The sequence below is a fragment of the Flavobacterium sp. genome (genome assembly GCF_046317795.1).
Classification (GTDB): domain Bacteria; phylum Bacteroidota; class Bacteroidia; order Flavobacteriales; family Flavobacteriaceae; genus Flavobacterium.
In genome coordinates this window covers 1-14,118 of sequence record NZ_JBKCVI010000076.1, presented here as the reverse complement: position 1 = coordinate 14,118, position 14,118 = coordinate 1, and the positions used below count along the sequence as shown (strand labels likewise).

Below are 14,118 nucleotides of genomic sequence, written 5' to 3'. Positions count from 1 at the left end.
AAATACACCATTCAATGAATTATTATACCTGATATATTTTTGAAGAGGCACCGCCAACCGGAGTATCGATGGGTTCCATTGGCGGCGGTGGTCGTTATGATGATTTGACTGGAATTTTCGGTTTAAAGGACATGAGTGGTGTTGGAATTTCGTTTGGATTAGACAGAATTTATTTGGTTTTAGAGGAATTGAATTTATTTCCACAAACGGTTAGTATTGCTACCAAAGTATTGTTTTTAAATTTTGGCGAAAGCCAAACTTTTGACGCTATGAAAACCATTACATTACTTCGAAATCAAAACATCAAAGCCGAAATGTATCCTGATAACGCTAAGATTGATAAGCAATTTAAACATGCAGAACGACGTGGAATTCCATTTGTAGTGAAAGAAATTATCGGTATGAACTTTATGGTAAAAGACATTCAAACTGGAGAGCAAATGCAATTAAATAGTGAGGAACTCATTCATAAACTCTCTGAATAGTTTGACAAAAGATATAAAATAAAAAATCCCCGAATGGGGATTTTTTTTTAAAATGCAGATTAGTGTCAAATAAAAAGCAAATAGAATTATTTTTTAACCAAGATTTTTTTCGTGATTTCACCACCATCTGTAAATACTTTTACGATATACGTTCCTGCACTTACATCAGATACTTTTAGTTGAATTTCGGCTTGGTTTTGGTTGTCAATTTTCCAATTGGTTACTTGTTGTCCTAATAAGTTGAATAATGAAACTGATTTTACAGTCACTTGTTGTAACACATTTTTAATAGTAATCATGTTATTTGATTGTGAATGTAATACCGCAATTCCTTGGTTTTCTTCATTGTCAGTTGTGCCAAGTGACGATCCATTAGTAAATCGTAACGTAAATCGAGTATCGTAAATTCCTGCTGGAAGATTTACCTGATAAGGTTGTGATTTGATACTGTTGTATGTATTGGTCACATTATCGTGAATATAAATTTCTTGACTATCGCTAAAGTTTTCTTTTCCATCAATTTCGAAAGTAACATTACCAGAAGTTGCATTTTTAACACCAATTGGATATATGTTGTTTACATTGAAGAAACCATCACCATTAATGTTTAATTTTCTTGTTCCGTTAATGAAATACATATCGTTCGTAAGTGTTTCGATGCTAATTCCATCATATCCTTCATCATATCCTGCTGTTGCATTTTGTTCCATAAATCCTAATAAAATTTGTCTGTGATAATTGTTAGTAGAGGTGTACCCCAATCGCAATTTCATAAACTCTTCAGTTGTAAAACTGTCATTAGCATTATAGTTTGCTGCACTAGAAGAAACTGTAGGGTTAGCATTTGTTCTGAACAAAGAATATGAATTTTCATTATCTTCTTTCACAAATAGTCTTTGACCATTATTAAATGTAATTGTTCCTCCAGTAGGTGAACCCGTTACAAAGAAACCTTGTCCTACAGGAATAAATCTATTTGGAGTTTTACTACTCGATCCTAAACCACTTGTTCCTAATGGAGCTACTGGAGCTGTTCCACCTACTTTTGTATAAGTTGCATAACCACCTTGATACTCAATTGTATTATGAGAAGAATTTGTGTCAAAGTGTTCCCAGAAGAACAAAGTACCATTGATACTAGCAACATTGTCATCAATAAATTGGTCTGCATCAATTGCGGAAGGATAAGGGTTACCACATAGGTTTAAGTTATTAGCTCCTACAGTAGAGGTAATTGTTCCATTATTTGGTTTACCAACAAAAGTATAGTTTTGATTAGGAGTTGAAACGCCACTTCCTTTCATAGTAAAACCTTGTCCAGGAAGCAAGATTCCGTTTTGTCCCACGGAAGACCAGTTAGCATAAGTATTAGTGGAATTTTGGAATTTGAATATCCAGTAACTGCTCAATGTGATTGGGCTTGTAGCTGCTCCGTTGATACCACTTGTCCAAGTTATGTTTTGTGGTGTAGCTGTAGTACCATCTTTCATCACTCCGTTTATAGTGAACCCATGATTAACAGTACTATTGTTAATTGAACTTACAGGCGATGACCAATAGTTATAGTTAAATAGTTTACGATTTCCTTGTTGGTCTCTTTCCGCAAATCCAGCACTTGTAGCATCTAAATCGCTATTCGCAGTTTGAATCAATTGTGATTTTCCAACTAAGTCAATTTTTCCATCCAATTTTAAATACCAATCGTTTTGGATTTTCGTGTCGTTGTTCATTGTAATGGTTATGTTAGGATCAACCAACATACCTAAGTTAGTTACATTAGCAGTTTCGCTGATGTCATGTTTTACTTGAACAATCGAATAATTAAAATCCATCACATCCAAGCCACGAATGTCTTTTGAAGGATCGTTTATGGCAGTAGCGAAAGTACCTGTTGTTCTCGTTACAAAAGGTATTGGAGCCTCTTGAACTTTGATAGCTTTGTTGTTGTATATTTTCATTCCCGTTCCTGTATCAACAGTAGCGGTTGTAACGTCGTCAACGATATCATCTGTATAAGCATCCATTCTGTAGTTTCTCAACAAATTGGCATAAGGTAGAGATTGAATGTCTTTAGGGACAATTGTACCTCGCACTTGCGAACCCGTATTTTGCACTTCTTGATACACCATTCTTTGGAATTGTAAGTCAGTCAAAGCCACATCAAATATTCTAACCTCGTCTATTTTTCCTCTGAAATAGTTTGAATCAGCACTTGGGTTTTTACCTAAGGTTAAGACAGCAGAAGCAATATTTCCTGAAGCGGCACCACTAGCCACCATTACACCATTGAGGTATAATTTTACTGTTGAACCATTATATATGGCACCTACATGGTACCATTGTGAAGTGTTCAATGCGGTAGTATTGAATGTTACCGTAGTGCCATTGACAACTGCTTCTAAATTTCTACTGCTGTTGATTCTCAATTGGAAACCAGGTTGTCCTGCTACTACTCCAGTGGCAGAGAAAGTGCTATTCAAATCAATCCAAGCCATGATGGTTTCGTTAGCCAAAACACCAAGAGCAGTAGCATCTTGCCCGTAGTCATTACGGCCATCAAAATCTAAGTATAGTTTTCTATTTAAATTTCTTGGAGAACCTTTCACCGCTGTATTCGTATCGAAAGCATCTAGTAAACCATCGTTATCAACATCAACAGTGCCATCTATTTTTCCGTCATTATTGGTATCCAATGCACTGTTTAATGTGTCGGCGATGTCTTTTACACCGTCACTATTAGAATCTAATTGCATATAATCTGGAGTTCCATTGGCATCGGTATCTTGTGCATAAGCTCTAGCCGTTGTTCCATTCGAAGCGGAGTTATCATAAAGGTTTAGTAAACCGTCTCCATCAGTGTCTAATCCGTCACCTTTTCCATCCCCATTACTATCGCCGTCGCCATTCAATAGGTTGGCTTCATCTACATCAAATAGTGAGTCATTATCGCTATCTAAATCTCTGTAGTTTGGCACTCCATCTCCGTCTGTGTCTGGTAAAAGATAAGTCCCAGCTGTAATCATCGCATCAATAAAATCATTAATTCCGTTGGCATTAGCATCAACCCAAGTGGCAGCGCTGCTTCTATCCATTATTGATTTTCCGTTACTGTATGCCTTAAATCCGGCTTCTTCAATATCTGGAATGCCATCATTTTCATCATCAATATCAAGAGTATCAGTCACGCCATCGCCATCTGAGTCAATACAGCATTCTAAGGTATCGATAATTCCATCGTTGTCATCATCTCCATCGGCAGTATCTCCAACACCATCACCATCGGTATCTCTTGTTACCGTTATGGTGCCAGTTGCATTAACAGCACCACAACCACCAGTTAATGGTATACTATAGTTGAAAATCCCTACTACTGTTGGGGTACCACTAATGGTAATGGTATTACTTGCCCATAGTGCTGTAACACCAGTGGGTAATCCTGTTGCTGCACCAATACCTGTAGTACCAGTTGTAGCATGCGTAATATTGGTTAAAGCAGTATTGATGGTCACAGTGGGTGTTGATGAAGCCACTCCCGCTGTATTGGTTGGAGTAACCGTAATCGTACCAGTTGCAGTTACAGTACCACAACCGCCCGATAAAGGAATGCTATAGTTGAAGGTTCCAGAAGCCGTTGGTGTTCCTGAAATTGTAATTGTATTACTTGCCCAAGCAGCCGTTACGCCGGCAGGTAAACCTGTTGGAGTTCCTATTCCTGTAGCGCTTGTGGTAGTATGCGTGATGTTCGTTAAGGTAGTATTGATACAAATCGTTGGCGTTGATGAAGCCGCTCCTATAGTATTGTTTGGTGTTACCGTTATCGTACCTGTTGCATTCACCGAACTACATCCACCTGTTAATGGAATGCTGTAGTTGAAAGTACCCGATGCAGTTGGCGTACCGCTAATGGTAATTACATTAGAAGCCCATGCAGCCGTTACTCCTGCAGGCAGACCAGTAGCAGCTCCAATTCCGGTGGCGCCAGTGGTGTTATGTGTAATGTTTGTTAAAACAGTATTGATGCACAAGGTTGGTGAAGAACTGGCTGCTCCTACAGCAAAAGGCGTATCACCTGTAATGGTCCATCCTTTACCGCCACTGCCGGTTGCTAGAACCAAATTGGCTCTGGCTGCTGTGGCTGTAGGGCCATAAGTTCTACCAGCAGCACCAAGTGTTCTACCCGTAGGGCAGGTTACATTGGCATTCCACCCCACAAGTGTGGCGGAATAGTTGGCACAATCCATACCGGAATTGTTGAGCATATTAGTCAAATTAACACTGGCATTCAAATTCCAACTGCCTAAGTTTTGGTTAAATGCTGTTGCATTAATAAACATCGAACTCATGATAGTAACCGCTCCAGTATTCCAACTGCCAATATTTTGATTGAAGGCCGAGGCACTGCTAAACATTGAACTCATATTCGTTACCGCTCCAGTATTCCAACTTCCAATATTTTGGTTAAATGAAGAAGCCCAAACAAACATATTTTGCATGGTGATTACTGATGCAGTGTTCCAGCTGCCAATGCTTTGATTGAAGGATAATGCACCATTAAACATCGAAGTCATAATCGTTACCGCTGAAGTATTCCAAGAATTGATGTTAGCAGGGCCGTTTAAGGACGAACAACCTTGAAACATACTACTCATGTTAGTACACGAAGATAAAACAGGAATGTCCGTAGCGGTTATGTTTAAATTATTACAACCAAAAAATGCGCTTTGCATGCTGGTCCATACTGTTGAGCCCCATTGTTCTACATCCAATAATCGGCTTCTATCTACACCATTGCTGATGTTTATTCTTTGAAAATTGGTGGGGTAGATACCTAACCGTATAGTAGCACCAGTTGGTAAACCCGTAATGGTCAAGGTAGATCCTGAGAAAGAGCCCGAACCTGTTGCTGTACCTGGACTTACTTCTTGCCAGTAGTAATTTACGGTACCACTGGTTGCAGTACCAATACTTAATTGGGTAGCACCACTACCGGCAGTAGCTAAATTCCAACGGGTGACAAAGGCACCACAACCGTTGGCACTGACTGCATCACCTGTAATGGTCCATCCTTTAGCTCCAACCAAATTGGCTCTGGCAGCAGTGGCTTGTGGCCCATAAGTTCTACCAGTAGCACCAAGTGTTCTAACGGTTGGGCAACTTGGATTGGCACTCCACCCCACAAGCGTGGCAGCATAGTTGGAACAATCCATCCCGCAATTGTTGAGCATATTGCTCAAAAAAACATTGGCATTCAAGTTCCAGTTGCCTAGGTTTTGATTAAAGGCAGTGGCTCCGCTAAACATTGAACTCAAATTGGTTACCGCTGTAGTATTCCAACTGCCAATATTTTGGTTAAAAGCAGAAGCACCAGAAAACATACCAGACATAATTGTTACTGCTGCAATATTCCAACTGCCAATATTTTGGTTAAAAGCAGTAGCACCCAGAAACATACTACTCATATCCGTTACCGCTCCTGTGTTCCAACTACCAATATTCTGGTTAAAGGCAGTGGCACTATAAAACAAAGCTTCCATATTGGTTACAGCCGCCGTATTCCAACTACCTATGTTTTGGTTAAAGGCAGTGGCACTCCTAAACATCCATTGCATAGAAGTTACAGCAGCAGTATTCCAGGAATTGATATTTGCAGGGCCATTTAAGGTTGCACAACCTTGAAACATGCTTTGCATACTTGTGCAGGAAGTTAAGACAGGAAGGTCGGTAGCGGTTATATTTAAGTTGTTACAACCAGTAAATGCTAAACGCATACTGGTCCATACCGTTGTTCCCCATTGTTCTACATCCAATAATCTGCTTCTGTCTGCACCATTGTTGATGTTTATTCTTTGAAAATTGGTTGGGTAAATACCCAAACGTATGGTAGCCCCAGCTGGCAAACCAGTAATGGTCAAGGTAGATCCTGAGAAGGAGCCCGAACCCGTTGCTGTACCACCGGTTACTTGTTGCCAGTAGTAATTTACGGTACCACTGGTTGCGGTACCAAAAGTTAATTGAGTAGCACCACTACCAGCTGTAGCTAAATTCCAGCGGGTGATAAAGGCACCACAACTGGCGTTAGTCAATCCATTAACTGTTATGGTACCTGTAGTGGTTGTACTGCCACAACCACCAGTTAGCGTTACGGTATAGGTAAGTGCAGTTCCTGCTACTGTTGGGCTACCGCTGATTGTTAAAACATTCGCTGCCCAGTTGGCTGTTACTCCTGTTGGAAGGTTGGTAACGGTTGCTCCGGTTGCTCCGGTAGTTGCGTAGGTAATAGTAGTTATTGGTAAACCTATACATACTGTCTGTGCTTCAGTTCCTAATGCCGAGGTTCTTGATATAGTATTGCTTGTAGTAACCGTAATCATTCCTGTTGCATTTACTACTCCGCAACCTCCTGTTAAAGGAATGCTGTAGTTAAATGTTCCAGTTACTGTTGGTGTTCCACTAATGGTAATGGTATTACTTGCCCATGAGGCACTTACGCCAGCAGGTAATCCATTGGCTCCAGCTACTCCAGCATTGGAAATACCGGTTGCCACTGTGGTTGTATGGGTGATATTTGTTAAAGCTGTATTGATACATACTGTAGGTGTTGTTGAAGCCGCTCCCGCTGTATTCGTTGGATTAACGGTAATGGTTCCTGTTGCATTTACCACTCCACAACCTCCTGTTAATGGGATACTGTAGGGGAAACTACCAGAAACTGTAGGCGTGCCACTAATCGTAATGACATTACTTGCCCAGTTGGCTGTTACACCGGTTGGTAAACCTGTTGGCGCTCCTATTCCAGTGGCGAGTGTAGTAGCGAACGTGATATTCGTTAATGCAGTATTGATACATACGGTAGGTGAGCTGGCTGCTGATCCTGCGGTATTGGTTACTGAGTTGGAAGTCACCCTAATGGTGCCGGTGGCATAGTCAATACCACACCCACCTGCTAAGCGTATGCTGTAGTTAAAAGTACCCATTTGTGTTGGTGTACCACTTATGGTGATGGTATTACTTGCCCAAGCTGCTGTTACACCAGCTGGTAATCCTAATATAATACTAATTCCTGTCGCGCCCGTAGTTGTGTGCGTAATGGGTGTTAAAGGCGTGTTGATACATAAAGTAGGCGATGAAGAGGCAGCAGAAACTGTATTGTCATTTACCGTAATGGTACCTGTTGCATTGAACGGGCAACCTCCCAATAAAGGAATGGAATAATTAAAAGTTCCGATATCAGTAGGTATACCGCTGATGGTAAGTACATTTGCTGCCCATGTGGCTGTTACTCCCGTAGGAAGCCCCGTTGCAGCTCCGATACCGGTAGCAACTGTAGTAGTTCTTGTAATGGTAGGCAAGATCGTGCTAACACATACGCTTGGGTTGCTGGCTGCAGTTACGGTTGGCTGGTTAACATTAACGGTTATAGCTATGGTAACCGGACTGCAACTTCCGTTGCTAACCGCAACGGTATGCGTGCCGGCGGCTGATATAGTAAAAGAAACTCCATTGGTAATGGCTTGCGGGCCCGACCATGTATAGCCGGTACCGCCGTTTCCAGTGAATACAACTGCGTCGCCGATACAGGCACCCACCGTTTCTGCAATCACTATTTTACGTATTCTTCTAGTAATCCATGATTCTGCTACAAATAAATTACCAGATGGATCGATGGCTAATCCCCTAGGGTACCTAAATTGCGCCGCAGCGCCTACACCATTGGCATAGCCATAAGTGCTGCCCGCCAATGTACTTACTATACCTGCTGGGGTTATCCTGCGAATAGTACTATTATCTGTATCAGATACATAAATGTTGCCAGCTGCATCTACAGCTATCCCTTGCATCCAACCAAAGCTGGCAACCTGAGCAAAACCATTGGTATTGCCTTGGTTTCCGTTACCTGCTATGGTACTTACCATACCAGAAGGGGTAATTTTACGAATGATGAAATTATCGTACACATATAAATTGCCGGAAGCATCTGAGCACATCTGTTCTATGTAAGAAAAAGAAGCTGTCGCGCCAGAGCCATCGTAATTCCCTACTGCGCCACTGCCCGCAAAGTTGCTTACTATACCCGCCGGTGTAATTTTGCGAATCACATAATTACCCTGATCGGCCACATAAACATTACCTGCGGCATCGGTTGCCACACCAGTAGGAGAATTAAACGTGGCAGACACCGCAGAGCCGTTGGTGTTTCCGACAGCCCCAGTACCTGCGTAGGTACTTACTACACCATCCGCAGTTATTTTTCTGATAACATTATTCCCCACATCAGCAACAAATAAATTTCCAAACCGGTCTATAGCAATAGCATAGGGATTATTGAATCGGGCGGCAGTGCCCGTAGCATTTACATAACCCTGTACAGGAGTAGCCGTATTGCTGCCGGCAAAAGTAGACACCACTCCGGCAGGGGTTATTTTACGTATATTGTTATTACTCTGATCGGTTACATAAAGATTGCCAAGCGCATCGGAAACTAATCCCGTAGGTTGCCTAAACCTTGCAGCGGATCCTGTGCCATCTATATTTCCACTGCTTTGCCCGGCAAGGTCACTTACCGTGCCAACGGCGGTAATGGGCAGCGAACTCGAAATATAAGGTTGGGTGGCATTGAGGGTAATGGTACCCGTTGCCGACACAGTGCCGCAGCCCCCAGATAAAGGAATGGCATAGTTAAAGGTTCCATACCCTACAGGTGTTCCGCTAATGGTAATAACATTGCCTGCCCAAGTTGCGCTTAAACCACCGGGCAATCCTGTTGCCGTACCAATACCAGTGGCTCCCGTGGTAGTATGTGTAATGTTGGGGAGCACTTGCCCTGCGCATATCGTTGGGCTGTTTGAAGCTGTGCCAGCAGTGTTGGCTGCACCAGAACTGTTCACATTAATGGTTCCGGTGGCGTTTACGGCGCCGCAACCACCTATGAGCGGAATACTATATGTAAAAGTACCCGATGTTGTTGGCGTACCACTGATGCTGATCACATTATTAGCCCAGCTGGCTGTAACACCTGCCGGTAGCCCGGTTGCAGTACCAATGCCTATGGCACCGGTAGTGGTGTGTGTAATAGGTGTTAACACTGATCCAACACAAAGGGTTGGTGTGCTCGAAGCTGCACTAGCGGTATTAATGGTGCCGGTATTTGTTACGGTAATGGTGCCTGTTGCGTTTACAGCCCCGCAGCCGCCTGTTAAAGGAATGGTATAATTAAAAGTGCCGGACGCAGTTGGTGTACCGCTAATGGTAATGGTATTGTTGGAAAAAGCCGCTGAAACACCTGGAGGAAGATTAGTGGGTGAGCCGATGCCGGTTGCCCCCGTTGTGGTATGGGTAATTGCAGACAGTACCGAATTTGTGCAAACCGTTGGCGCAGCAGATGCGGCAGATACAGAATTTGAAACTACCGTAATTGTACCACCCCCATAAATTGATAAGGTTCCGGAACACGCGGTTGGATTGGCAATAGTCAAAGGGACCCAGCAATAGAATATGCCTGCTTGGGTGGGTGTTCCACTAACGGTAACTAGATTATTCGAATAGGAGGCGGTTACACCAGAAGGCAACCAAGGATTACCTCCATAAGTTGTAACATCAATACCGCTAATACCAGTTGTGGCAAAAGTTATGGGTACCATAGGTGTATTATCACATACCGATACTGGTGCGGTGGGTTGGCCATGGGTTACTCCTGTTACTGTTGAAACGGTGGTGTTATAATAATCTCCTTGATCCCATTCAGTACTATTGAAATTGCAGTCAGGGGCCTGGGATAATATGATGATTTCGGAAATATGCCCCGTCAAATAATTGCTAATGGCGCCATTATTATAACTAGCCCCAATCCCAAATGTGTTTTGCAGCGCATAATTTGTTCCAGAAATGGCGGATGTGGCCATAGCAACACCTTCTTTAAAACCAGAAACGGTGGTATTGTTGGCACCAAACGAAAGAATACGGGTAGTTCCATTTCCGGTTTGTGTGTTGTCGGAAACAGTAGAAAGGGTGCCAGGGGACACAGTAATACCAAACGATGCCGGTTTACTAGGTAAATCCGGTCTGTCTCGAATTACAAAGCCCTGCGTACCATTATAATTGTTATCTAGTAAAGTTTGAGAACTGCTTAAGGAAGTACCAACCGTTGTCCATTTGGCTACGATATTGGCTGTAAAACCAGAAAAGCCAGTTGTTGGAAAGGGAGTCGGCGAGTTGCAAAGGAGAAAATCAGATCCCGCGAAGTAAACAGCGGGTTTTCCATTGGCGGTTTCAATTACACCGGCATTTACAATTCGGGGCTGAAGAAACACCGATGCTTGAGTGGCTTGTAAATTGCGGCCACTTTGGTCGTACCAAATTCGCACAAAAGCACTCAATTTGGTTGACTTATATATTCTTCCATTGGTCGCAGAGGCAATCACATCACCATTGGCCAACTGAGAGATACCAATGATACCAGCACCAGTAGCAACTAGCGAACCGGCATCCCAGGTGCTTCCATTGTTTGTTGAGCGGTAAATTTTATTTGCCGTATTATCCACCGCTACCACATGCCCGCTCGCTAATTGTATTACTCCGTTTAAACTTGCTCCGGCAATCGTTGTACCTGCGTCCCAAGTGGCACCATTGTCAGTAGAACGATATATTTTGTTGGAGGTGTTTCCGGTAACGAGTAGGGTACCGTTGGATAATTGTGTGATACCGCTTAAGCCAGCACCTGCCGCAACCAATACACCGGCATTCCAAGTGGCGCCGTTATCAGTAGAATGATATACTATATTAGTTAAAGTGCCTATTGCTAAAACATGACCGTTTGATAGTTGCGTTATGCCACTCAAACCTGCGCCTGCAGCGATGAGTGTACCAGCATCCCAAGTGGCACCATTATCGGTAGAGCGGTATACTTTATTGTCAAGATAGCCCGTAACTACCAAACTACCATTTGCCAATTGTGTGATGCCCCTGATACCTGCACCCGAAGCAACCAACACACCCGCGTCCCAGGTCAGTCCATTATCCGTTGAGCGATGTATTCTGTTGGTATTGTATGAAGCAACCAATAGGTCGCCATTGGACAATTGTTTATTATAGTATAAATTGGCTCCACTGATAGACACCCCTGCATCCCACACATTACCTGCATCGGTAAATGCTAGTAAGGAAGCGGTATCGAGATCGCGAGTTAATCCCCAATAGCTACTATACACAAAGCCAATATCTTTTAAAGCATTATCGCCGGTTCTACGAACCTGAACGGCGCTACCGTTATAAGTGCTGCTCAATCTTCGGAGACTATATCCCGAAGTTGGTTCCTGATAATTGCCAGCCATGTCCAAGTAGTTGAATTGGGCGCTTACTTCGGCAAAAGGAGTTAGCGATAACACAACAAACAGGCACTTAAGCATATTTGCTGTGATAGAAAATGAACTTTTTTTAACTTGTTTTTTTTCTGTTAAGGAAAACGGCAAGTTTGATTTTTTCGATTTAAGTAATAATTGTTTCATAACTCTGGGATTATTATGGTTTATTATTTAAATGAAGTGGTATGTGCTTCATTTGATTTTATTTGACAATTCAAAACTAGAATATTTTTAAATATAATCGATAAAATACATAAAAAAATCGATGAAATGCATAATATTTAATTTAAAACATATAAAAGACTTACAAATATATTTTTTTCTAAACTCAGTTATTCTATTTTTATTTATAAAAAAAAGGTTTATAAATACTTGGAATTGTATAACTATGAAACACAAAAAAAAGGTTTGGAACGCTCCAAACCTTTTAATGTTTAATACAATTAATTTTTTTGATAGTAATCAATACCTCAAATTATAGTATTGTCTAATTTCAATGAATCATTGCTTTTTTGACCGTAGTTACATTAGTATCTGTTGTTATTTTTACTATAATAGCTTGAGTTGCAATCGGTAGTTCTACCTGATGATTATTAGTATTTAGTTTATCGTCATAGTATAGTTTTTTACCAAGCAAATCAAAAATTTCTACTTTAGTAATAGTATACGTACCTGAAAAAATACTAAGTTTTTTATCATTAGTTACCAAAATCAGAGAGGAATCAAAACTTGGCGTATTGGTATTTAGAGTCGTATTGGTAAATCGCAATTCGAAACGATCTCTAAAAGTTCCATTTGTAGTGGTGAAATTATAAACTCCAGATTTTATATTATGGCAAATGTTCAAATATTTGTCCAACAAATACACCTCTTGATTGGAGAATAACCCATCATAATTTTCTAAATTAACAGTTAATTGCCCATTTACTGTGGTGCTGTATCCTAGCGGAATGATCTCTGAACCATTAAATGGAAGCGCTCTCCCTTGAATGGATAAATCATCGGTTCCAACCGTCGTAAATAGTGAAACGGGATTGCCTACAGCTAAAGTTTTTCCATCAAATAAAGTATCAAAATCATTAGTAGCATTTTCGACATATCCCAATAACATTTCATTATAGGAACCAAGGGCACTAGATAAAGACAACCAAATTCTATGTTTTTCTAATGAACTAGAAATAGAACTATCTGAGTTAGAAGCATCAGTTGTTCGGAAGAATTGAGAATTATTTGATGCTATACGCATTGCGTTTCTGTAGGTAGCGGTATAAGTTCCATTCGCTAAAGACGAATTAGCTTCGATAAAAAATCCTTGACCAGATGCAATCTTTCCTGTAGGTAAAAAACCTCCAGTGATAGCAGAAGTTGCCGTTCTAACACCCCCTGTAAAATTATATTTAGCATAGTCATTAGACGTATAAACATTATTAGTTATTGCCGTATTATGCGTCCACAAATAAATAGTACCATTAACTACGCCAGCATTACTAGGATCGATCAAGAACAAATCAATATCTAAAGCTGATGGATATGGATTTCCAAGTAGATTATATGTTCCTGTACTTTTTATAATTGATGTTGAAATGACACCATTATTAGGAATACCCGAGAAAACAGTTTCTACCACTTGAGTTGGATTATACGTTAAATTATTGGGAGCTCTTGCTATATAGCCCACTCCAGGGGCCATAATTGTAGCGGCTGATTCGTTAACCCAGTTGTTAATAGTTGGGCTGAATGAATAAAATACGGAACTTGTGGCTAATTGACTTAAAGGTGTATTAGCCACAGGAGATGACCAATAGGTGAAATCATATTGTTTGAGTGGTGAAGAGTTTCTTTTATAAATTATAGTTCCAGTATTGATTGAAGCATCATTGATTTGCACTAAACTTGAATTATTTTCAAAGATTAACGTACCAAGTGTTACCGTAACCGCATTGGTTATGGTTAATGTATTTCCAGCACTGATAGTTACAGTTCCAGAATTAATGATGCAAGAGCATCCTATTAAATCTGTTGAAGAAGTGTAATTTCCAGCAAAAACAACAACTTGAGAATTTGTAGGATTAGAACCTAAGGACCAAGTAGAACCATTCCAAGTATTCGTTGGTAAAGCATTGAGCGTCACACTAGCAGAGGGTAGAGAGGAACAACCTGCAAAAGAAGCTGAAATGGTATACGTACCCGCTGGAGCTGAGACATTTGCCCCTGATATCACTACACCAGTTGAAGGTGAAGCAGTATAAGTATAAGAGGCATTGTAATTGGTAATG

General features: G+C 41.1%; 2 protein-coding genes and 1 pseudogene. 1 reads left to right on the top strand and 2 read right to left on the bottom strand.

Annotation, left to right across the window (positions count from 1 at the left end; genetic code table 11):
* The first annotated feature begins 68 nt into the window (after positions 1–68).
* Positions 69–485, top strand: coding sequence for a His/Gly/Thr/Pro-type tRNA ligase C-terminal domain-containing protein (locus tag ACK5ON_RS04585; protein ID WP_409820306.1), 417 nt, complete (start codon positions 69–71; stop codon positions 483–485).
* An 86-nt stretch (positions 486–571) separates the two neighbouring features.
* On the opposite strand, the gene ACK5ON_RS04580 is transcribed toward ACK5ON_RS04585, so the two are convergent.
* Together ACK5ON_RS04580 and ACK5ON_RS04575 are read right to left on the bottom strand one after the other, a co-directional pair.
* The gene (locus ACK5ON_RS04580; RefSeq protein ID WP_409820304.1) at positions 572–11,986 is read right to left on the bottom strand and encodes a BspA family leucine-rich repeat surface protein; all 11,415 of its coding nucleotides are present in this window, start codon (positions 11,984–11,986) and stop codon (positions 572–574) included.
* 349 nt (positions 11,987–12,335) lie between these two features.
* A pseudogene (locus ACK5ON_RS04575) lies at positions 12,336–14,118 on the bottom strand (hypothetical protein); the annotation flags it as partial.

Coding starts and splice junctions, on each gene's coding strand:
- ACK5ON_RS04580 (WP_409820304.1), bottom strand. CDS start 11,986: ATGAAACAATTATTACTTAAATCGAAAAAATCAAACTTGCCGTTTTCC.
- ACK5ON_RS04585 (WP_409820306.1), top strand. CDS start 69: ATGGGTTCCATTGGCGGCGGTGGTCGTTATGATGATTTGACTGGAATT.